The sequence below is a fragment of the Vreelandella janggokensis genome (genome assembly GCF_031451615.1).
Taxonomy (GTDB): domain Bacteria; phylum Pseudomonadota; class Gammaproteobacteria; order Pseudomonadales; family Halomonadaceae; genus Vreelandella; species Vreelandella janggokensis.
In genome coordinates, this window is the sequence record NZ_JARWAJ010000002.1 from 275430 (window position 1) to 296484 (window position 21055).

19 protein-coding genes are annotated in these 21055 nt (G+C 58.9%); 14 read left to right on the forward strand and 5 right to left on the reverse strand.

The genetic code is table 11. The features are described 5' to 3' along the window. The 10 genes from QC816_RS08050 (at position 1) to urtE (ending at position 11759) form a co-directional block, all read left to right on the forward strand. Entirely contained in the window at positions 1-1698 is a 1698-nt protein-coding gene (locus tag QC816_RS08050; RefSeq protein ID WP_309781559.1) for an ATP-binding protein, read from the forward strand. A 58-nt stretch (positions 1699-1756) separates the two neighbouring features. Beyond that, a complete protein-coding gene (locus QC816_RS08055) occupies positions 1757-2488 on the forward strand; it encodes a response regulator (RefSeq protein ID WP_309781560.1) in 732 nt (243 codons plus the stop codon). A 200-nt stretch (positions 2489-2688) separates the two neighbouring features. Then, complete coding sequence (locus tag QC816_RS08060) at positions 2689-3690, forward strand: Bug family tripartite tricarboxylate transporter substrate binding protein (RefSeq protein WP_176243689.1); 1002 nt, start codon at positions 2689-2691, stop codon at positions 3688-3690. Continuing rightward, on the forward strand, positions 3690-4142 hold the full coding sequence (locus tag QC816_RS08065; RefSeq protein WP_176243693.1) for a tripartite tricarboxylate transporter TctB family protein: 453 nt from the start codon (positions 3690-3692) through the stop codon (positions 4140-4142). Before QC816_RS08060 ends, QC816_RS08065 begins: the two co-directional genes overlap by 1 nt. Continuing rightward, the gene (locus QC816_RS08070; RefSeq protein WP_264824895.1) at positions 4142-5668 is read left to right on the forward strand and encodes a tripartite tricarboxylate transporter permease; all 1527 of its coding nucleotides are present in this window, start codon (positions 4142-4144) and stop codon (positions 5666-5668) included. Before QC816_RS08065 ends, QC816_RS08070 begins: the two co-directional genes overlap by 1 nt. A 330-nt stretch (positions 5669-5998) precedes the next feature. Continuing rightward, a complete protein-coding gene (gene urtA, locus QC816_RS08075) occupies positions 5999-7339 on the forward strand; it encodes an urea ABC transporter substrate-binding protein (protein WP_199284220.1) in 1341 nt (446 codons plus the stop codon). 156 nt (positions 7340-7495) lie between these two features. After that, positions 7496-9085: an urea ABC transporter permease subunit UrtB gene (urtB, locus tag QC816_RS08080; protein ID WP_309781561.1), complete on the forward strand. Its 1590-nt coding sequence runs from the start codon at positions 7496-7498 to the stop codon at positions 9083-9085. Positions 9086-9091: 6 nt separating this feature from the next. Beyond that, on the forward strand, positions 9092-10216 hold the full coding sequence (gene urtC, locus QC816_RS08085) for an urea ABC transporter permease subunit UrtC (protein WP_309781562.1): 1125 nt from the start codon (positions 9092-9094) through the stop codon (positions 10214-10216). Next, complete coding sequence (urtD, locus tag QC816_RS08090; RefSeq protein ID WP_085919420.1) at positions 10213-11049, forward strand: urea ABC transporter ATP-binding protein UrtD; 837 nt, start codon at positions 10213-10215, stop codon at positions 11047-11049. Before urtC ends, urtD begins: the two co-directional genes overlap by 4 nt. Next, the gene (gene urtE / locus QC816_RS08095; protein ID WP_199284217.1) at positions 11049-11759 is read left to right on the forward strand and encodes an urea ABC transporter ATP-binding subunit UrtE; all 711 of its coding nucleotides are present in this window, start codon (positions 11049-11051) and stop codon (positions 11757-11759) included. Before urtD ends, urtE begins: the two co-directional genes overlap by 1 nt. Positions 11760-11839: 80 nt before the next feature. Here the strand turns inward: urtE and QC816_RS08100 are convergent, their stop codons facing one another. From QC816_RS08100 to QC816_RS08120, 5 genes are all read right to left on the reverse strand, one after another. After that, a complete protein-coding gene (locus tag QC816_RS08100) occupies positions 11840-12760 on the reverse strand; it encodes a metal ABC transporter permease (RefSeq protein WP_085919418.1) in 921 nt (306 codons plus the stop codon). Beyond that, positions 12757-13869: a metal ABC transporter permease gene (locus tag QC816_RS08105; RefSeq protein ID WP_264824891.1), complete on the reverse strand. Its 1113-nt coding sequence runs from the start codon at positions 13867-13869 to the stop codon at positions 12757-12759. The genes QC816_RS08100 and QC816_RS08105 overlap by 4 nt, the downstream gene beginning before the upstream one ends. Before the next feature lie 3 nt (positions 13870-13872). Next, positions 13873-14655 carry a metal ABC transporter ATP-binding protein gene (locus tag QC816_RS08110; protein WP_085919416.1) on the reverse strand — a complete coding sequence of 261 codons (783 nt, stop codon included), beginning with the start codon at positions 14653-14655 and terminating at the stop codon, positions 13873-13875. Positions 14656-14667: 12 nt separating this feature from the next. Continuing rightward, entirely contained in the window at positions 14668-15645 is a 978-nt protein-coding gene (locus tag QC816_RS08115) for a metal ABC transporter solute-binding protein, Zn/Mn family (protein ID WP_264824890.1), read from the reverse strand. A gap of 202 nt (positions 15646-15847) precedes the next feature. Continuing rightward, a complete protein-coding gene (locus QC816_RS08120) occupies positions 15848-17215 on the reverse strand; it encodes a PepSY-associated TM helix domain-containing protein (protein ID WP_309781563.1) in 1368 nt (455 codons plus the stop codon). A 507-nt stretch (positions 17216-17722) separates the two neighbouring features. On the opposite strand from QC816_RS08120, the gene QC816_RS08125 reads away from it, so the two are divergent. From QC816_RS08125 to ureC, 4 genes are read left to right on the forward strand one after another with little or no spacing between them, the layout of a single operon-like run. Then, entirely contained in the window at positions 17723-18607 is an 885-nt protein-coding gene (locus tag QC816_RS08125; protein WP_264824888.1) for an urease accessory protein UreD, read from the forward strand. A gap of 23 nt (positions 18608-18630) precedes the next feature. Further along, entirely contained in the window at positions 18631-18933 is a 303-nt protein-coding gene (locus tag QC816_RS08130) for an urease subunit gamma (protein WP_085919412.1), read from the forward strand. 38 nt (positions 18934-18971) lie between these two features. After that, positions 18972-19292, forward strand: coding sequence for an urease subunit beta (locus tag QC816_RS08135; RefSeq protein WP_264825014.1), 321 nt, complete (start codon positions 18972-18974; stop codon positions 19290-19292). Next, entirely contained in the window at positions 19289-21004 is a 1716-nt protein-coding gene (gene ureC / locus QC816_RS08140; RefSeq protein ID WP_264824887.1) for an urease subunit alpha, read from the forward strand. Before QC816_RS08135 ends, ureC begins: the two co-directional genes overlap by 4 nt. Positions 21005-21055: the final 51 nt, after the last annotated feature.

Sequence of the window (21055 nt, forward strand, 5' to 3'; positions counted from 1 at the left end):
ATGCCATCCTCCCGCCCGAACAAAACATTAGCTGAGTTGCAACGCTGGCGTCGAACGCGCTCCAGGCGGCGCTGGTACAAACGCAGCTTTCGCCTTCAGGTCATGCTGCTTGTCGGTCTTTTGCTGGCGGGCATGCTGTTGGCACAAGGCACCTATCTGAATCACCGTAAAGCCGAGATCATCAGCACGCAAATGGGGGAGCGGGCCTTGGCGGTAGCCAAGACGGTGGCCTCAATGCCCGCACTTATCGATGCCTTTGACGATGACAATCCCGCAAGCGTGATACAGCCGCTGGCCGAACGCGTGCGTCGTGAAACCGGCGCGCGGTACGTGGTGGTCGGTAATAACCAAAGCGTGCGCTATTCGCATCCGGTGCCCGAGCGTATCGGCTTGACCATGGTAGGCGGCGATAACGCGCGGGCGCTTGAAGGAGGCGAGTCCTATGTATCGGAAGCGACCGGTACATTGGGGTCCGCCATGCGCGGTAAAACGCCGGTGCGCGATGAAGCGGGGAATATCATCGGCATTGTCTCGGTCGGCTTCATGCTTGATCGCGTCGCAATGGATATCGCTCGCTATAACAGCCTGGGCTGGTCATTGGTGGCGCTGATGATCGTGCTGGGGTTTGCCGGTGCCTATTGGCTCTCCCAGCATCTAAAGCGTGTCATTCTGGGGTTGGAGCCCTACGAAATTGCCCGTCTGGCGATGGAGAAAGAGGCCATCCTGCAATCGATACACGAGGGTATCCTGGCGGTGAACCGCGAAGGCCAGATTACGCTTGTGAACCAACAGGCTCGGTGGTTCCTGGGGTTGGCCGACGAGCATATTCTCCTCGGCCAGCCGATCCGCGAGGTGGTTCCCAATTCGCGGCTCCAGGAAGTGCTTAAGTACGGTCAGCAGGAGTTCGACCAGCAAATGTGGCTGGGGGATCATCCGGTGGTGGTTAACCGCGTGCCGATTGTCCACGAGGGCGAGATCGAGGGAGCGGTGGCGACATTTCGCAGCCGTCGGGAGATTGTCGATCTATCCCAGGCGCTGACCCAGGCTAGCCGCGATGTCGACATGCTGCGCGCCCAGGCGCACGAGTTTTCCAATAAGCTCTACACCATTTCCGGCTTGCTGCAGCTCGAGCGCATTGATGAGGCGCTGACGTTGATCCACCAGGAAACCAAGCGCGCTCAGGCGCAGATGAGCTTCTTGATGCGTAACGTCGTCGATACCGTTTTGAGCGGTACCCTGATGGGCAAACTGACCCGTGCCAGGGAACTGGGCGTAACGCTGGATATTGATGAACAAAGCTCGCTTAGCCGCCCGCTAACGCCGACCGGGCAGGAAGTGATGATGAGTGTGGTGGGTAACCTGCTGGATAACGCCTGCTACGCAGCCCTGCATGGGCCGAATGACCTACCACGGGTACGCTTGTTTTTCACCGACCTGGGCGAGCAATTGCTCATTGAAGTGGAGGATAACGGGCCTGGTGTTGTCCCTGAGCATGTCGAGTCGATTTTTAGCGAAGGCTTCTCGACCAAAACCGGTCAGCATCAGGGACTAGGCCTGGCGCTGGTGGCGCGACTGTGTCGCCAGCATGGTGGCACGGTCACCCTGGAAGACAGCGAACTCGGCGGTGCCTGCTTTATCGCGGTGCTGGACCGCTCACTATGTGCTGACGTTGACGCGCCATCGTCCGTGATAAGCTAACCGGTGCAGATTCTTACAATGACAACTAATGGCCTGTAATTCGGTTAAAGGAAGCCTTATGTCGGCGCACGAGTACGGTATTTTGGTGGTAGAAGATGACTTTCGCATTGCCGATATCCACCGCGCTTTTATCGAGCAAAGCGAGGGTTTTCATGTTGTCGGCATGGCCCGCAACGCCGCTGAAACCAATGCCCTGATGGCCGAGCAAGGCCAGCACGTGCAGTTGATCTTGCTGGATGCTTATCTGCCCGATGTGGAAGGGCTGGAGCTGCTATGGGCGCTGCGTCGTGATTACGTACAGGTGGATATTGTCATGGTCACCGCCGCCCGTGAGGTGGATACCATCAGCGAGGCGCTGCGCGGCGGTGTTTTTGATTACCTTATCAAACCCATTGAAGCCGGTCGTATGCAGCAGATGCTGGCGCGCTTTCGCCGAGAGCGCGAGGCATTGGCCACCCGCGCCGAGATGAATCAAGCCGAGCTTGACCAGGTGCTGGCCCGCGCAACGCCTGTTGAACCCAACGTCCCCAGTGGGCGAAGCCTGCCAAAAGGTATCGACCGCCTGACGTTACGTTCGGTGGTTGAGGCGCTCAAGCAAGCGCATCAGCCGTTGGCTGCCACCCAGGTGGCACGGGGGATGGGAGCAAGCCGTTCCACGGCACGCCGCTACTTAGAGTTTTTGGTCTCAGTGCAAGTGGTAGACGCCGAATTGGGCTATGGTGATGTAGGTAGACCCGAACGCCGTTACCGTTTGCGGGCCGGTGCCAATGGTTGGCTTGAGGGCCTTTAATCAGGAACAAAAACGAAGCGGTTTAAACGTCCTGACAGCACCGTGAGCAAAATGAACACAATGCGCAGAATGCTTTTTTTGTGCTTAATGTTCACAAGCTTGTCGCCCGGGTCTGCTTTCTTCTAACGTTCACAGCGTGAAGTGCTATGCATCACGACAACACGCTCACTACAACAACAGTTTGAAACGTGGAGAACGCTATGACTCTCAAGTCTTCCTTGAAGTACGTAACGCTGCTGGCTCTGCCGCTGGCCGCAATGACGACTTTTTCCAGCACTGCCGCTGCCTTCGAACCGGAAGGTAAAGTCGAGTGTATCGCCCCCTCTGACCCGGGCGGCGGTTGGGACTTTACCTGCCGTAGTGTCGGCAACGTGCTCCAGGAGCTCGACCTGGTGTCGGGTAACGTTCAGACCATCAATATGGCCGGTGCCGGTGGCGGTGTGGCTTACGGTCATACCATCAGCAAGCGCGCTGGCGATGAGGAGCTTCTCGTCGCGGCGTCTACGGCCACTACGACTCGCCTTGCCCAGGGTCAGTTCCCTGACATGACCGCGGACATGGTCAACTGGATTGGGGCGCTGGGCGCTGACTACGGCATCATCGCCGTCTCCGCCGATTCCGAATACGATGATCTCAATGAGCTGATGGATGCCCTTAAAGAGGATCCACGCAGCGTGAAGTTTGCTGGCGGGAGCGCCAAGGGCGGCTGGGATCACCTCAAGGTATTGATCGCGGCTCAGGCGGCCGAGGTCGAGAACCTGCCACGCATCGCTTACCTGTCTTACAACAATGGCGGCGAAGCACTGACCCAGGTGATCGGCGGCCACGTTGAAGCGTTCACCGGCGATATCACCGAGGCTCAAGGCTTCATGGAATCGGGTGATCTCAAGGTGTTAGCGGTACTGTCTGAAGAGCGCCTACCCGGTGACCTGTCTGATATTCCCACCGCACGCGAACAGGGCATTGATGCGCTGGGCCCCAACTGGCGCGGCTTCTATATGCCAGCGGATATCTCTGACGAAGCCAAGCAGTACTGGGTCGATGCCATGGATACCATCTATGCGAGCGATGAATGGAAGAACGTCATGCAGCAAAATGGCCTGATGCCTTTCCACATGAGCGCCGGTGAGTTCGAGACCTTCGTTAAAGACCAGATCAAAGATATCGAACAGCTGTCCACGGATATCGGGCTGATTCAGTGATGGTTTTCAATGATCGTATCTTTGGAATACTGATGATCGTCCTGGCCGTCGCGTACGGCTGGGGCGCCACTCAGTTTCCCGAACCGTTTGGCGGGTCCGAGGCGGTCGGCCCCGAGACATTTCCTCTGTTATTAGCCGTCGTACTGGGGCTGTCCAGCCTGTACATGGTCGTACGGCCGGATCCGGATAATGCCTGGCCATGGAGCCGTACCGGTATCGAACTGATCGTTGCGGTCGTGGTGCTGGTTCTGTATGCCATGCTGCTGCAACCGCTAGGCTTCATCATCAGCACCGCACTGGCTGTGGGGACTCTCTGCTGGCGCATGGGTTCACGCCCGGTCAAGGCTTATATCACTGGAGCGGTTTCCGGTGTGGTGGTGTACCTGGTATTCAGTTTTGCCCTCGATCTGGCGCTACCGCTAGGCATATTGTCGTTCTTGGAGGTGGGCTAATGGAAACGCTTGGCTTCTTGATGGACGGGTTTGGCGTCGCGCTGCAGCCCCATAACCTGATGTTTGCGCTGATCGGTGCCTTTTTGGGCACTTTGATCGGTGCCTTGCCAGGCCTGGGCCCGGCCAACGGGGTGGCGATCCTGATCCCGCTGGCCTTTACCCTCGGTCTGGCGCCGGAAACAGCCCTCATCATGCTGACGTCGGTGTATGCCGGGGCGATGTATGGCGGGCGCATTTCCTCGATACTGCTCAATATTCCCGGTGACGAACCGGCGATGATGACCTGTCTTGATGGCTACCCGATGGCACAACAGGGCAAGGCGTCCGAGGCGTTGGCGATCTCTGCCGTTGCGTCCTTTATCGGTAGCCTGGTGGCCACCATAGGGCTGATTATATTGGCACCTCTGTTGGCAAAGTTCGCCTTGACCTTCGGGCCTGCCGAGTATTTCGCGCTCTTCCTGCTGGCGTTCGCAACCTTGGGCGGTATCACTGGCAAGAATCCAATGAAGACCGTTGTAGCAGCCGCCATCGGTTTGATGATCGCCACGGTGGGTATCGATTCCACCGGGGTGCAGCGCTTTACGTTTGGAACGCTGGAACTCTACGAGGGCGTGGATTTCATCATTGCGATTGTGGGGCTGTTCGCCATTTCCGAGCTGTTGTTCTTCATCGAAGAGAAGGCCGGTGGTGGCAAGGAAAAAATGGCAGTCAACAAGCTCTCGCTCAAGTGGAAGGATATCCGAGAGATCCTGCCTTCCAGCTTTCGTGGTGGGGTGCTGGGCTTCATCGCTGGCGTGCTGCCAGGTGCCGGTGCGTCGCTGGGTAGCTTTATTGGTTATACCCTGGAAAAAAAGGTCGTGGGCAAGAAAGGCTACTTCGGCAAGGGGGATCCACGCGGTGTCGCAGGTCCCGAGGCCGGTAACAACGGTGCTTCAAGCGGCGCGCTGGTGCCCATGCTGACATTGGGTGTGCCGGGTAGCGGCACGACGGCGGTGCTGCTGGCGCTGCTGATTTCGCTGAACATCACGCCGGGCCCGCTGATGTTTACCCAGAATGCCGACATTGTCTGGGGCGTGATTGCCGCTCTCCTGGTGGGTAACTTCCTGCTGCTGATCCTGAACATTCCGATGGTGGGGATCTTCGTCAAGCTGCTGTCGGTACCGCCCATGTACCTGCTGCCGATCGTTACCATGATTGCCTTTGTCGGCATCTACTCGATCAGCAATACCGTCTTCGATCTCTACTTCATGGTGATCTTTGGCGTTGCCGGTTATCTGCTGCGTAAGCTTGAGATTCCCCTGGTGCCGATCATTCTCGGCCTGTTACTGGGGCCGGAGATGGAAAAGAACCTGCGCCATGCCATGGATATATCCGACGGTGACTGGACCATACTATGGAACAGCGGCCTGGCCATTGGCCTTTGGGTATTTGCCGGTCTGGGCTTGATCCTGCCCTATATTATTGGGCCCATCCTGCGCCGCCGGATGCGCAATCCCATCGAAGAGGGAACGTCTGGTAGCGATTAATCCTGGGAACGGATTCATCAACCCTGAAAAACGGGGCGTCGACGAGAGTCGGCGCCCCGTTTTTGCACGGTCACAGTGCATTGAGCGTTACTGGTGCATGATCAGCGTGCGCTCGCCGACAGCTGTTGCGCTATCTTGGTGCTTTTAGTCGTAATCTGGTTTTTTAGACTTATCTTAAGTTGCTGATTGTGCGTTTATAAGTTGCTTATGTGCCAATCTGGCGCAGCCCTTGCAAATTGTTTGTTGCTAGTGGACGTATACCAAGCTTTGTTGCTTGGCATACGACGCCAATAAACGAGCCCCCAGCATAAGGGGTGCAAGGAGATTCAAGTGACCACTTTCCTACGCAAGACACACCCGAAGACGTCTAGAGTGTTCTCAACTGCCCTGCTGACCGCTGCTGTGATGGGGGCCAGTACCCAGGCCGTCGCACAAGACGACGACCCGATCAAAGTCGGGATCCTGCACTCGCTGTCCGGCACCATGGCCATCAGCGAAACCGTCCTTAAAGACACCGTCGAGATGCTGGTTGAGCAGCAGAATGAAGCCGGCGGCCTGCTCGGCCGTGAAATTGAACCCGTGGTGGTCGACCCTGCTTCCGACTGGCCCCTGTTTGCCGAGCGCGCCCGGGAGCTTCTTGAGCAGGAAGAAGTGGACGTCATTTTTGGTAACTGGACCTCCGTATCGCGTAAATCGGTACTGCCCGTGGTGGAAGAGTTGAACGGGCTACTGTTCTATCCGGTGCAATATGAAGGTGAAGAGTCGTCCGAAAACGTCTTCTACACCGGCGCGGCACCCAACCAGCAGGCGATCCCGGCCGTTAACTACCTGCATGATCAGGTCGGCGTGGAGCGCTGGGTCCTGGCGGGTACCGACTACGTCTATCCGCGCACCACTAACCGTATCCTGGAAGCCTACCTGAAAGAAGAATTTGGCGTGGCCGACGAAGATATCATGGTCAACTACACGCCCTTTGGTCACTCCGATTGGCAGAATATCGTGTCGGAAATTGGCCGCTTCGGCAGCGAAGGCAAGAAAACCGCCGTGGTATCCACCGTTAACGGTGATGCCAATGTGCCGTTCTACCGTGAGCTGGGCAACCAGGGTATCGACGCGGCCGATATTCCCGTCGTCGCCTTCTCGGTGGGCGAGCAGGAACTCACCGGGATCGATACCGGGCCGCTGGTGGGCCACCTGGCAGCCTGGAACTACTTCATGAGCGTGGATGCCGATGCCAACTACGACTTCATCGACGCCTGGCTTGAGCATACCGGCGAAGACGACGCCGTGACCAACGACCCGATGGAAGCCCACTACATCGGCTTCAACATGTGGGTAGAGGCTGTTCAGAAAGCCGGTACCACCGATGTGGATGCGGTTAAAGATGCCATCATCGGCGTGACCGTGCCCAACCTGTCGGGTGGTTCGGCCGCGATGATGCCCAACCACCACATCACCAAGCCGGTCATGATCGGGGAAATTCAGGACAACGGCCAGTTCGCCGTGGTTTGGGAAACGCCGTCTACCGTGGCGGGCGATGCCTGGTCGGACTACCTACCCGGTTCGCGTGATCTGATCAGCGACTGGCGCAAGCCAATGGAATGCGGCAACTACAACGTGGCGGAAAACCGCTGCATGGGTAGCGATGCTGAAGAAGCGCAGGCCGAGTAAGCCTATGTCAGGGGCGGTGTAAGCCGCCCCGTTGTTGGATCCGTTTTCCCCTTATTCATCTACCCAGGCGATGCCTTGCTTATGGCACCGCCTGGGGCACGCCACTCGAAGGACTCACCCATGAGGATCCCTTGCTATTCGTGGACAGCACGTATCATGTCAAGGATCGTCACCTGTTTGCTTATCAGCCTGCTGGCCTGGTTTCCCATGGCGGTTCAGGCACAGGACGACGATGGTCAAGCGCTCCTTGAAGCGCTGGATACGCGCTCATTCGACGACAAAGCCATGGCCATCAACGCCATTATCGAAAGCGAGCAAGAGCGCGCCGACGTCTGGTTGCAGGCGCTGCTGGATAGCGACTTACAGCGACTGAAAGACGACGGCCGCTTTGTGATCGCGCTACAAACCGCGGGGCTTGACGTCACCGTTGAAGATGCCCTGACCGGGGAGGCCCTGGGCGAGGTCAGCCGCCGCGACCTGGATCGGTTAACCATCAACAACGCGCTACGCACCCAGCTGCGCTCGGCGATTTCGCTGGTCGAGCTATATAACGGCGATCAAGACGCCCGTTTGGACGCGGCGAAACGGCTGATTGGCGAGGTAGAGGAAGAACAGGTCGAGCCGCTCACCAACCGGCTGGAAAACGAACCGTCGGCAGCGGTACGCGATCGGTTGAATCAAGCGCTGGCGGTCTATCGCCTCAACCAGGGCGACATCGAGGCCGTCGAGGTGCTATCGGGTAGCTTGAACAGTAACGTCCGGGTGGCGTTGGGTCGTGCTACCCAATCGGATGACCCGCAGATGGTCGACGCCGCCACCGCCGCCCTGGCCGATATCGAGCAAAACCTTAAAATCAACCGCGCCGCCGAGACGCTCTACTTCGGCCTTTCCATGGGCTCGGTGCTGGTGCTCGCGGCCATTGGCCTGGCGATCACCTTCGGCGTGATGGGCGTGATCAACATGGCCCACGGCGAGCTGATCATGCTGGGGGCCTATACCACCTGGGCCATGCAGCAACTGCTGCCCGGCCAGCCGGGGCTGGCCCTGATACTGGCGATCCCTGCCGGGTTCATGGTGTCCGCTCTGGCAGGAGTGGCGATTGAGCGTGGCGTGATTCAGTTTCTGAAAGGCCGACCGCTGGAGACATTGCTGGCCACGTTCGGTGTCAGCCTGATTCTTCAGCAGTTGGTACGCACGGTGATCTCGCCGCAAAACCGCACGGTGATTACCCCGGAATGGATGAGCGGTTCGCTGGTGGTTAACGATGCGCTGTCGCTAACCCTTAACCGCATGTATGTGCTGGGGTTTGCGCTGGTGGTGTTTGCGGGCCTGATACTGATCATGCGCCACACACGGCTGGGGCTTGAGGTCCGTGCGGTCACCCAGAACCGCAACATGGCCCGCTCAATGGGCATTCGCGCCACACGCGTGGATATCATGACCTTTGCGCTTGGTTCCGGCGTGGCGGGGCTTGCCGGTGTGGCACTCTCCCAGCTCACCAATGTTGGCCCCAACCTCGGCCAGAACTACATCATCGACTCCTTCATGGTGGTGGTGTTCGGTGGTGTCGGCAATCTATGGGGCACGCTGGTGGCCGGCATGTCGCTGGGCATTATCAACCAGGTGCTGGAACCCTGGGCAGGGGCGGTACTGGCCAAGATTATCGTGCTGGTATTCATCATCCTGTTTATTCAAAAGCGCCCCCGCGGACTCTTTCCGCAGAAGGGCCGGGCGGCGGAGGGCTAATCGATTATGTGGCTAACACGACCCTTCAACGAACGCTCGACGCAGATTTTTCTGCTCATACTGGTACTTGCGGTCACCGTGGTGACGGTGCTGCACCTGGCGGTACCCGCCGGGCATCCGCTGTACGTATCGGGCTATACCGTAGGACTATTGGGCAAGTATCTCACTTATGCGCTGTTGGCGGTCGCGGTGGACCTGGTGTGGGGCTATCTGGGGATTTTGAGCCTGGGGCATGGCGCCTTTTTCGCCATTGGCGGCTATGCCATGGGCATGTACCTGATGCGCCAGATCGGTGATCGCGGCACCTACGGCGACCCTATCCTGCCCGACTTCATGGTCTTCCTGAACTGGGACAGCCTGCCGTGGTACTGGTACGGGTTTGATATGGCCTGGTTTGCCTTTGCCATGGTGCTGATAGCGCCGGGGCTGCTGGCGCTGGTATTTGGCTGGTTGGCCTTTCGCTCGCGGGTTACCGGGGTGTATCTGTCGATCATCACCCAGGCGATGACTTTCGCGTTGATGCTGGCGTTTTTCCGCAACGAGATGGGCTTTGGCGGCAACAACGGCCTGACCGATTTCCGCGAGCTATTGGGTTTTGACTTGCGCAGTGAAGCCACCCGCCTCGGTTTGTTCATTGCCTCCGGGGTGGCACTGGCGTTGGGCTATTTGGTATGTCGGTCGATTGTCGGTAGCAAACTCGGTCGGGTGTGCGTCGCCACCCGCGATGCGGAAGCGCGCACGCGCTTTCTCGGCTATCGGGTGGAGCGCTTCCAGCTGTTCGTGTTTGTCGTCTCGGCCATGCTGGCGGGGGTGGCCGGGGCGCTCTACGTCCCCCAGGTGGGGATTATCAACCCCAGCGAATTTGATCCGATTTTCTCCATCGAGATAGTCCTGTGGGTGGCGCTGGGTGGCCGCGCTTCGCTTTACGGTGCGGTGATAGGCGCGGTGCTGGTGAACTACGCCAAGACCGTGTTTACCGGGGTCATGCCCGATGCCTGGCTGTTCGCGCTGGGGGGGCTGTTCGTGTTTGTCACGGTGTTCCTGCCCAAGGGCGTCGCCGGGCTCTTGGAGCGTCGTGCGCGACGTCGAGACGATACTGACGTAACGCCGGAAAAGGAGGCCACGGCATGAGTTTTTTCCAATCGTTGACCGAACGCGACCGGGTGTTCGACTTCATGACGCCCCAGTTATCGAAGGTGGACGTACGCCACGGGCCGATTCTCTACATGGAGGATGTCACCGTCAGCTTTGATGGCTTCAAGGCCATCAACAACCTGAACCTGACCATCGACGATGGCGAATTGCGCTGCATTATCGGCCCCAACGGGGCGGGTAAAACCACCATGATGGACATCATTACCGGCAAGACACGCCCTGATGAAGGCAGCGTTTGGTTCGGCAGCCGTCATAATCTGCTGCACATGAACGAGCCAGAGATTGCCAGCCTGGGCATCGGGCGCAAGTTCCAGAAGCCTACGGTGTTCGAGGCGTTGACGGTATTTGAAAACCTGGAACTGGCGATGGCGGCGGATAAGCGGATCATACCGACCCTCACCGCCCGCCTGACCGGCGAGATCAAGGACCGCATTGACGAAGTACTGGAGACCATCGGCCTGACGACGCTGCGTTATCAACCCGCGGGTATTCTTTCCCACGGCCAGAAGCAGTGGCTGGAAATCGGCATGCTATTGATGCAGCGCCCGCGCCTGCTGTTGGTGGATGAACCGGTTGCCGGTATGACCGAGCAGGAAATGGAGCGCACTGCCGAGTTGCTCACCGGCTTGGCGGGGCAGCAGTCGGTAGTGGTGGTCGAACACGACATGGGCTTTGTGCGTTCGATTGCCCGCCAGGTGACGGTCTTGCACCAGGGCAGCGTGCTGGCGGAAGGTACCATGGACCAAGTCTCCAGCGACCCCAGTGTGGTTGAGGTTTACCTGGGTGCCGATGACGAGGAGGCCGCCTGATGCTAGCCATTGAAAAGCTCAATCAGTTCTACGGCGAAAGTCACACACTGTGGGACCTGGACCTTGAGGTGCCCGTCGGGCAGTGCACCTGCGTGATGGGCCGTAACGGCGTGGGCAAAACCACGCTGCTGAAGGCGGTCATGGGTGAAGTCGCGGTGAAAAGCGGTGCACTACGCTACTCGAACGGCGATACAGGCGAGGTTGAGCTGACCCAAAAAGCCGTTGAAGAACGTTCACGCCTGGGCATCGGCTATGTGCCCCAGGGGCGCCAGATTTTTCCGCTACTCACCGTGGAAGATAATCTGCGAACGGGGCTGGGGGCACGCCGAGACGGGGTGAAAAAAATACCCGAGCGGGTGTATGAGCTGTTCCCGGTGCTCAAGGAAATGAAAAACCGTCGCGGCGGCGATCTCTCCGGCGGCCAGCAGCAACAGCTGGCTATCGGTCGCGCTCTGGTCATCGAGCCAAAATTGTTGATCCTGGATGAGCCCGGCGAGGGCATCCAGCCCAATATCGTCTCGCAAATCGGCCAGGTGATTCGCCAGTTGATCAACGAGGACGGCTTGACGGTACTGCTGGTAGAGCAAAAACTACCCTTTGCACGTAAATACGCCGACCGCTTCGTGATCATGGACCGCGGCCGGCCGGTGGCAAATGGCGATATCGGCGAGCTTTCCGATGAACTGATCCAGCAGCATTTGACGGTTTAGGTTATCCACAGCGGGTTGCGCTGTCTAAAACGCTCTCACTCAATGGCAGACGTTTTGTCTCCCGGGAGTGTGATCGGCGCCTAAGATAATGAAGGTGGTTCCATCGGCGTCTGGCGTGCCCGGCGCCGCTTGATCTGCTGCGTGATAACGCCGTAGCGCGGACCGGCCAGGAAGGCAAGCATCAGGAAGATGCCGGTCATTACCGCCATCATGCCTCCGATGGAGACGTTGAGGTGTACGGCGAGGTAGTAGCCACAAACGCTTGAGCCGATCGAGACCAGCGCGCCGATGACAAACATCATCCACAGTCGGTCGGTCATCAGGTACGCTGCCGAGGCCGGCACGATGGCGAAGGCGATAAACAGCACTGCCCCCACGGCGTCAAAGGCGGCCACGGCGGTTGAGCTTGTGAGCATCAGGAGCACGTAGAAGAGAACCGACGGCATGAAACCAAAGGTCTTGGCCAGTGCCGGGTCAAAGGTGGCCAGCTTCAACTCCTTATAGAACAGGAAGATAAAGCCATAATTCAGTACGGTCATCACGCTCATGGAGACCAGCGCCTGGGGGATCGGCAGGCCAAACAGATTGACCGTGTCCAGCCAGACGAAACCGATCTCACCGAGCAGGACGGTGTGGGTGTCGATATGCACGTCATGGGCATAGATGTTGAGCAGCAACACCCCGATGGAGAACAGTGCCGGAAAGACCAGGCCGATGGCGGCGTCCTGCTTGACGCGCTTGGTGCTGGCCAGTGCCTCAGTGAGCAGGACCGTCAACAGGCCGGTCAAGGCCGCTCCCACCAGTTGTACAGTTCCGCTCTGCTGCTTGGTAAGCAGCCAGACTATGACAATGCCAAAGACGATCGAGTGGCTGATGGCGTCAGACAGCATGCTGTTGCCGCGCAGTACCAGAAAGGTGCCCACCGCCGAGGAGGCAATGCCCACCATGGCGCCGACCAGCATGATCTGTAGATCCGTGCTACTGAGCAACGCCGCCATCATGATGGTGTTGCCTCAAACGTTGCGACCACTTTCTTAGCCTCCTCGTAGCCACGGGCTGTGAGCTTCCAGCGAGTGATCCGCTGCGATCCCGTCTCGTGATTGGATTGCTGTGTTAGATAGCCCTGGCGCCGTAGTCGATACAGTATCAGGCGGACACCTAAGGTGTTGTAGTAGCGGGGTGTCGCGGAGGGGTGCTTGTAAAAGGCATACAGCAACTGCTGCCTACGCAACGCTCTTTTTCGCTGATAATGCTGCGCCAGGCCCCACAGCAGGCCACGTCCAGGCGCCAATGCCAGCGAGATCAAAACAATAGTGGTGGCGGTAAGGACGATCAGTGGGCCGGTGGCCAGGCCGCGTGAGAGGGTGCTAACGGTGGCGCCGGAGACACCGCTGACAATACCGATAGCGGCAGCAATCACCAGCATGCCGCCCAGGTGGCGGCTCCACTGACGGGCGGCCGCTGCAGGCGCCACGATCATGGCAGCCATCAGAATCACACCGACCATCTGTAGGCCGACGACCACAGCCAGTGCCACCATGGCGGTGAGCGTTGCCTCAATGGCGGTGGTGGGCATACCAAGGGTGCGTGCGTACTCCGCATCGAACGTGACCAGCTTGGCCTGTTTCCAGAAAACAGCTAACAGCAGCAGGGTAATCAGCGTGATACCGCCCATCACCCATAGATCCGAGCGAAGAGTGGCAGCGGCCTGGCCGAAAAGGAAGGCTTCCAGCCCACCTTGGGAGGCATTATGGGTGTTCTGAATGTAGGTCAGTAGCACGATGCCCACGGCAAAGAAGATACTCAAGCAGATACCCAGCCCGGCATCGGTTTTCAGGCGACTCATTCGGGTCAGCATCAACATGGTCAGTGCGGCGAGCGAGCCGGTCGCCAACGAACCGACGATGATTCCACCAATATCGCGGCTGCCGGTGATGATAAAGCTTAAACAGATGCCAGGAAGTGCGGCGTGGGAAATGGCGTCGCCCAGCAGACTCTGACGGCGCAGCACCGCAAAACAGCCCAGCGGGCCGCTGATCAAGCCGAGCAGTGAGGCACCCATTACCACGTTCTGGAAGGTGTAGTCAGACAATAGATCGAACAACGGCATGCGTTATGTCACCTTCGATGCGGCAAACATGAGCGCATCACTATCGTTCAGCAGGGCGATCTGACCACCATAAGCTTGGCGCAGATGCTCGACCTTGAAGACGTCATCAGCTTGGCCACTGGCCACCACCCGGACGTTGAGCAGTAGCAGCCAGTCGAAGTAATGCCGGACCGTCTGCAGGTCGTGGTGAACCACGATCAACGTCTTGCCCGCATCGCGCAGGCGGCGCAGGATGTCGATGATGGCTCGCTCGGTGGTTGCGTCAACTCCCGCCATCGGCTCGTCCAGAAAGTAGACATCGGCCTGTTGAACCAGCGCCCGAGCAAGAAAAACCCGCTGCTGCTGGCCGCCGGAAAGCTGGCTAATCTGACGATCGGCGAAGGCTTGCATGCCGACCATTTCCAGCGCTTCCAATGCCTCGTGGCGTTCTTTGCGGCCCGGACGCCTGAACCAACCCAGGCGCCCGTAAAGTCCCATGATGACCACATCCAGCGCCGTAGTGGGAAAGTCCCAGTCAACGCTGGAGCGTTGCGGCACGTAACCGACGCGCTTGCGTTGCGCGGCGTAAGGGCGTCCATGCACCATGACATCGCCGGACAGCGATGGGACAAGTCCGAGCAAGCTCTTGATCAGCGTGCTCTTGCCTGCGCCATTGGGACCGACAATGCCAGCCATCACGCCGGCGGGAATGTCGAGATCAATGTCCCAGAGCACGGGCTGGCTATGGTAGCTGACCGTCAGGTTGCGGATGCTTAGGGCCGGGTCGGTATTGCTAAGTGTGGCCATCAATAGGCTGCCTTATCGGATATGTTGAGCGATTTCCCACTTGCTCGCCCAGTCGTTCAACTCAGCAGGCAAGGGCGCTAGCGACCCCCCCAGCGCTTCGACAATGTGCTGGGTATTGCGATAGATCATACCCATGTAAGTGCCATCCAAGGTGCCCGCATCGCCCATGGCATCGGAGTAGAGTTCACCGCCGATCTCGACATCATGGCCGCGTTGCTCGGCCGCATCCATCACGGCCTGAACCGTACGTGGGTTGATGGTGCTTTCGATGAAGACAGCGGGTACGGACCGCTCCACGACAATATCCGCCATGCTGCGAATATCGGCAATGCCGGTTTCGGTCTCGGTGCTGATGCCTTGCACACCTTCCACTTCGATATCGTAGGCGCGGCCAAAGTAGCTGAATGCGTCGTGAGCGGTGACCAGAATGCGCTGTTCTTCAGGGATGCTGGCGATACTCTCTTTGACCCATTCATGCAGGGCAAGCAATTGAGCCTGATAGCGCTCGGTATTGGCTTCAATGGCGTCGGCGCAGTCAGGGCGCGCTTCACTGAACGTGGTGCGCAGCGTGGGCAGCGTTTGCGCCCAGAGGGAAACGTCCATCCAGAGGTGTGGGTCGATGCCGTAGATATCCTGTGCGGTAATCAAGTCGCCTGGATCGATCGAGGCGGGAGCCACCGCCAGGGTCGGTGTGCGCTCAGAGAAGTTTTCCAGCACCTCACCCAACTGCCCCTCCAGCGAGTAGCCCGAGTAGAGAATCTGTTCGGCGTCACGCAGCGTCGTCACATCATTGGCGCTCGCCTGGTAGAGATGGGGGTCAACGCCTGGACCCATCATGGCGTTCACACTGACGCACTCGCCCCCGACCTCTTGAGCAACATCGGCAATCATGCCGATGGTCGCCACCACATTGAGCGGCTCGTTGTTAGCAGAGGCCGTTGCTGCGAACGAAAGCGCTCCCAATAGCGCCACTGGGTATCTTGTTGCCATGCTGAAACTCCCACCGGTGAGTTATACTCGTCTACGTTGCTGCGCGCAACACTGTGTTGCCTCAAGTAATAAGTATAGCCTTGGCTAAGTTTCTTGCGTCAGGGATTTAATGTCAAGTGGGCAGCCGTTTGATATTGGTGGCTTTCAATCATGGAGCTGTGAAGGGCAAATCGCCCGACGCTTATACACGCCGGGCGCTTGGTTAGGCCGTTCGGCTATTCAAACGCCGCTCCTGGAGCGGACGAATAAGCAGCCAGTCAATGGCCAGCATGACGATGAGTGACGCGCCCACCAGCGGAAACAGTAGGCCGCCAACGGCCAGTATGGCGATCAGGCCGCGGAACACCCGTTTGTCCGAGGGCAGGGGTGGAACGCCCATCTTGCCCTCGGGACGGCGCTTCCACCACATCACTCCGGCTGAGACAGCTAGCAGAATAATGGCGATGCATACGGCTAGAAATAGCAGTTGATTGGCAAGCCCGAACTGCTGGCCCATATGCACGTTGATGCCAAACTCCAGCCAGCGTCCCAGCGCGCCGTAATCGGCGTAGCTCATGTCAAGCAGGCGTTCGCCGCTGTATTGGTCAAGGTGCACCACACGCTGCTGACTGAGGTCATTGGGGTAGGAGGAGCCGGTATACACGCCGGTATCGGTGTTGGGAAGGTTCACAGCGTAGCCGCGATGCAGCCCCAGCTCATCGAAGGTGGCAACGGCCTGGTCTATCCCCATTGGTGTCATGGAGGTAGACGATGTGGAGGACTCGGGCAGTTGCGCCTGCTCTAGCGACCAGGTGGTCGAGCTCTGGTCACTCAGACGGGTGTCTGACATGGGGACTTCCACGCGCACGCCCGACGGGTAGCCAAAGTTATTGCCGTTGGCCCACTGGTTGACCTGCGCACCCCAGACGCCCGACCACGGCATGCCAGTGATGGCGAGAAACACAATAAAGGCACCGACAAAAAGGCCGGTAACAGCATGGGTATCGCGCCAGAACGTCCGGCTTTTGGGTTTGCCGCGCACGCTGACGACACCCCCAGCGCCTTTACGGCGTGGCCACCATAGGTAAAGGCCGGTAAGCACCAGCAAGATTGACCAGCCGCCGGCGATTTCAATCAGTTTGCGTGCAGTGGGTCCAAAGTATTTCAAACTGTGCAGGTAACGAACGGTCCACATCACCGTGCCACGGTCATCCAGCGCTCCCAGCACATTCGTGGTATACGGGTTGACGTAAACCGCCAAACGCTCGCCTCCCGCCGTTTTGACAGTGATCTCCGCCGAGCTTTCCGGGGTAGCGGGGTCAGTGAATTTGACGGCTGTACCGGGGTGAGCCGTCAGGGCCGCGCTGATCAGCGAAGAGGGCGGTTGCGTCGCCTCTTGAACGGCCACGCGCTTCATATCGGCGTGTATCAGCGCGTCCAACTCGTCTTTGAAAAGGTACAGCCCACCCGTCATCGCCAGGGTGATCATAAACGGCAGTACCAACAGGCCTGCATAGAAGTGCCAACGCCAAACGGCGCGATAGAGGTCAGAGGCATGACGCTTGCCTGCCTGCTGAGAGGTTGTCGGCATACTCAAACTCCTCGCCACCGAGCCATGGGTGCTTGGCGGATAGTTTTGAAAAACGGCCGCTGAACAAGGCGATCGTGAGGAGAACCGTGTTGGCGGTAACTGAGTAATGGGTTATGTGAGGAGCGATACCAGGCGGTATTTGCTGAACGACGTAGCTGCACGGAGGGTTACCTGAAAAGCACAGTGTAAAAGCTGTGGGTAGGGCAAAGGTTAGATGGTAGCGGAAAGTGGTTGCATGCACAGCCCTGAAAACGCGGTCATTTGTCACATTGTTATCGCAGGCAAGCGGCTTGGGTCGCGTCGCGGCAAGAGATAAGGCGCATTTTGCACCTTATTTGTGCGCGAAGGGATCCGGTGTTTCTTTTGGGTGCATTTTTATGACGGGATTTCGACCACCACGTTGCGATGGTAGCCACTCGCTGGGCTAGTCAGTCGGTTTTCACCATTTTGGCGCATTCTTTGCATTGGAAAGTCAGTCATGCGCCAACAAGGAAGCGAAAACGCCTCATGCTGCTGAGTGAACCTGCAAGATTGGATGACACCTCCGGACACCGCTTTGATGCACAACGCCACTGGGCGGCATCGCTGGCGCTGCGCTTTGCCCATCGCCAAGGAGTCACCCGTATGGTGCAGTCGCGCCACTCGGGGCCATTACGGGTACAGCGGCCTTTTTACCCGGAAGGCCGGGGTGAGGCCTGTCACGTTTATCTGCTGCACCCGCCGGGTGGGTTGGTGAGCGGTGATGCGTTGACCATCCAGGCACATGTGGAAAACGGCACTCACGCGCTGCTGACGACACCCGCCGCCAACAAGCTCTATAAAGCTGACAGCCAAGGCGTCGCCTGGACCCAGCACACCTGTCTAAGCGTTGACGACGGCGCGACCCTTGAATGGCTGCCCCAGGAAACCATTGCCTTTGACGGCTCCAGAGGCGAGCAGTATACGCAGATTGACCTTCACGGCAGTGCCCGCTGCCTGGGCTGGGAAATGATGGCGCTGGGCCGCCCGGCGAGCGAGCTGCCCTATGTGTCGGGACGCATTGAGCAGCACTTTCGTTTGACCTTGGACGGCAAGCCGCTGTGGCTGGAGCGCCAGCCCCTCGACCCTTTGCACCCGCGCTTTACCGGGCGCTGGGGGCAAGGGGGCGCGACGGTACAGGCGACGCTCTGGGCAGTGGGCATAGCCGATGTGGCGGGGGCTATCGAGGCCCTGCGCGAAGCGCTGCCTGACAACCCCCGCTGGGCCGTTACCGTGCGCCACGGCGTATTGTTGCTGCGCTATCTGGGCAACGCCCGCAATGAAGCCTGGGCGCTGTGCGAGCAGGCCTGGCATCTACTGCGCCCCCTTTGGATCGAGCGTGAAGCGCACACACCGAGAATTTGGCTAACCTAATAACTCGCTAACGGAGACGCCCTATGGAATTAACCCCGAGAGACAAAGACAAGCTATTACTGTTTTCAGCCGCCCAGCTTGCCGAGCGCCGTCGCGCACGCGGCCTGAAACTCAACTACCCCGAAGCGGTCGCGCTGATCAGCTTTGAAATCATGGAAGGCGCCCGTGACGGTCGCAGCGTGGCCGACCTGATGAGCTACGGCCGCGAGATATTAAGCCGCGACGACGTGATGGAAGGGGTGGCCGAGATGGTCGACGAGGTGCAGGTGGAAGCCACTTTCCCCGACGGCACCAAACTCGTGACCGTCCACACCCCGATCAACTAGCTATCAGCACTCAGGAGGCTGCCATGATTCCCGGCCCAATGATTCCAGGACAGTATCAGTTAAAAGACGGCGATATCGAGCTGTGCGCGGGCCGCGAGCGTATCAGCGTCGAGGTGGCCAATACCGGTGACCGGCCGATTCAGGTGGGGTCGCACTATCATTTTGCCGAGGCCAACCCGGCGCTGGTGTTTGACCGTGACAAGTCACGTGGCTATCGCCTGGACGTCGCGGCGGGCACGGCAATTCGCTTCGAGCCCGGCCAGACCCGCGAAGTTACCTTGATCCCGTATGTCGGTAAGCGGGAAATTTATGGCTTCCGCGGCGATGTGATGGGTGCGCTTGATGGAGGTAAGCAATGAAACCGGACAACAAGATCAGTCGGCAGGCCTACGCCGATATGTACGGCCCCACGGTGGGTGACCGTGTGCGGCTGGGCGACACCGAACTGTGGATTGAAGTCGAAAAGGACGCTACCCACTACGGCGACGAAGTGAAATTCGGCGGCGGCAAGGTTATCCGCGACGGCATGGGCCAAAGCCAGCGGGCCGACGACACGGTGATGGATACGGTCATCACCAATGCGCTGATCTTGGACTGGTGGGGCATCGTCAAAGCCGACGTGGGCATTCAAAGCGGCCGTATTGCCGCGATTGGCAAAGCCGGTAACCCGGATACCCAGCCGGATGTCGAGATCGTGATTGGCCCCGGCACCGAAATCATCTCCGGGGAAGGCAAGATTCTCACCGCCGGGGCGCTGGATGCCCACATTCATTTCATTTGTCCGCAGCTGGTGGAAGAAGCGCTGATGAGCGGCATTACCACCATGCTCGGCGGCGGCACGGGGCCGGCCACCGGCACGAATGCCACCACCTGCACCCCTGGCGCCTGGCATATCGGCAAAATGCTCCAGGCGGTGGACGATATGCCCATGAACATTGGCTTACTGGGCAAGGGTAACGCCAGCCTTCCCGAGTCGCTGGAAGCCCAGCTAAACGCAGGCGCCATGGGCCTCAAACTGCACGAGGACTGGGGCACGACACCCGCCTCAATCAATAACTGCCTTAACGTGGCGGATGTTTATGATGTGCAGGTGGCCATCCACACCGACACCCTGAACGAGTCGGGCTTTGTGGAAGACACCCTGGGGGCCTTTAAAGAGCGCTGCATTCATACCTACCACACCGAGGGGGCCGGGGGTGGTCACGCGCCGGATATCCTGACCGCCTGCGCCAAGCCCTATGTGCTGCCGTCGTCGACCAACCCAACGCGCCCCTATACGGTCAACACCATCGACGAACACCTCGATATGCTGATGGTGTGCCACCACCTTGACCCCAATATTCCCGAAGACGTGGCTTTCGCCGACTCACGTATTCGCCGTGAAACCATCGCCGCCGAGGATATCCTCCACGACCTGGGCGTGATCTCGATGATCGCCTCGGACTCCCAGGCCATGGGGCGGGTCGGTGAAGTGGTCTGCCGCACCTGGCAAACGGCCCACAAGATGAAAGTGCAGCGCGGCTTGCTGCCGGAAGACGAGGTCCTGGGCGCCGATAACTTCCGCGCCAAGCGCTATATCGCCAAATACACTATTAACCCGGCCATCACCCACGGTATTGCCCACGAAGTCGGCTCCATCGAAGTCGGAAAAATGGCGGATCTGGTGCTTTGGAAACCGGCGTTTTTCGGTACCAAACCGGCGATGATCATCAAGGGCGGTATGATCGCGGCGGCGCCCATGGGCGACCCCAATGCGTCGATTCCCACGCCACAGCCGGTGCATTACCGTTACATGTTTGGTGCCCTGGGGCGCGCGGCCAGCCAGACCCGGCTCAGCTTTGTCAGCCAGGCGGCGCTGGATGCGGGGATTAAACAAACGCTGGGGCTGAATAGCCAACTGGCCGCGTGCAAAAACGTACGCCAGGTACGCAAGCAGGACATGAAGCTCAACGACGCCTGCCCAGAGCTGACCGTCGACCCACAGACCTACGAAGTGCGCTGTGATGGCGAAATTTTAACCTGCGAGCCCGCCACCGAGCTGCCGCTGGCCCAGCGATATCACTTGTTTTGAGCGAGGCTATTTCATTTAGGTAGAGGTGACGGGGGTAGGTCGTAGAGAGGG

What these genes read in the sequence shown, in the direction of transcription:
- urtB (WP_309781561.1), top strand. Translation starts at nt 7,496, where the DNA reads ATGTCAAGGATCGTCACCTGTTTGCTTATCAGCCTGCTGGCCTGGTTT.
- QC816_RS08050 (WP_309781559.1), top strand. Translation starts at nt 1, where the DNA reads ATGCCATCCTCCCGCCCGAACAAAACATTAGCTGAGTTGCAACGCTGG.
- ureC (WP_264824887.1), top strand. Translation starts at nt 19,289, where the DNA reads ATGAAACCGGACAACAAGATCAGTCGGCAGGCCTACGCCGATATGTAC.
- urtC (WP_309781562.1), top strand. Translation starts at nt 9,092, where the DNA reads ATGTGGCTAACACGACCCTTCAACGAACGCTCGACGCAGATTTTTCTG.
- QC816_RS08105 (WP_264824891.1), bottom strand. Translation starts at nt 13,869, where the DNA reads ATGCCGTTGTTCGATCTATTGTCTGACTACACCTTCCAGAACGTGGTA.
- urtD (WP_085919420.1), top strand. Translation starts at nt 10,213, where the DNA reads ATGAGTTTTTTCCAATCGTTGACCGAACGCGACCGGGTGTTCGACTTC.
- QC816_RS08130 (WP_085919412.1), top strand. Translation starts at nt 18,631, where the DNA reads ATGGAATTAACCCCGAGAGACAAAGACAAGCTATTACTGTTTTCAGCC.
- urtE (WP_199284217.1), top strand. Translation starts at nt 11,049, where the DNA reads ATGCTAGCCATTGAAAAGCTCAATCAGTTCTACGGCGAAAGTCACACA.
- QC816_RS08055 (WP_309781560.1), top strand. Translation starts at nt 1,757, where the DNA reads ATGTCGGCGCACGAGTACGGTATTTTGGTGGTAGAAGATGACTTTCGC.
- QC816_RS08100 (WP_085919418.1), bottom strand. Translation starts at nt 12,760, where the DNA reads ATGATGGCGGCGTTGCTCAGTAGCACGGATCTACAGATCATGCTGGTC.
- QC816_RS08135 (WP_264825014.1), top strand. Translation starts at nt 18,972, where the DNA reads ATGATTCCAGGACAGTATCAGTTAAAAGACGGCGATATCGAGCTGTGC.
- QC816_RS08115 (WP_264824890.1), bottom strand. Translation starts at nt 15,645, where the DNA reads ATGGCAACAAGATACCCAGTGGCGCTATTGGGAGCGCTTTCGTTCGCA.
- QC816_RS08110 (WP_085919416.1), bottom strand. Translation starts at nt 14,655, where the DNA reads ATGGCCACACTTAGCAATACCGACCCGGCCCTAAGCATCCGCAACCTG.
- QC816_RS08065 (WP_176243693.1), top strand. Translation starts at nt 3,690, where the DNA reads ATGGTTTTCAATGATCGTATCTTTGGAATACTGATGATCGTCCTGGCC.
- QC816_RS08060 (WP_176243689.1), top strand. Translation starts at nt 2,689, where the DNA reads ATGACTCTCAAGTCTTCCTTGAAGTACGTAACGCTGCTGGCTCTGCCG.
- QC816_RS08125 (WP_264824888.1), top strand. Translation starts at nt 17,723, where the DNA reads ATGCTGCTGAGTGAACCTGCAAGATTGGATGACACCTCCGGACACCGC.
- QC816_RS08120 (WP_309781563.1), bottom strand. Translation starts at nt 17,215, where the DNA reads ATGCCGACAACCTCTCAGCAGGCAGGCAAGCGTCATGCCTCTGACCTC.
- QC816_RS08070 (WP_264824895.1), top strand. Translation starts at nt 4,142, where the DNA reads ATGGAAACGCTTGGCTTCTTGATGGACGGGTTTGGCGTCGCGCTGCAG.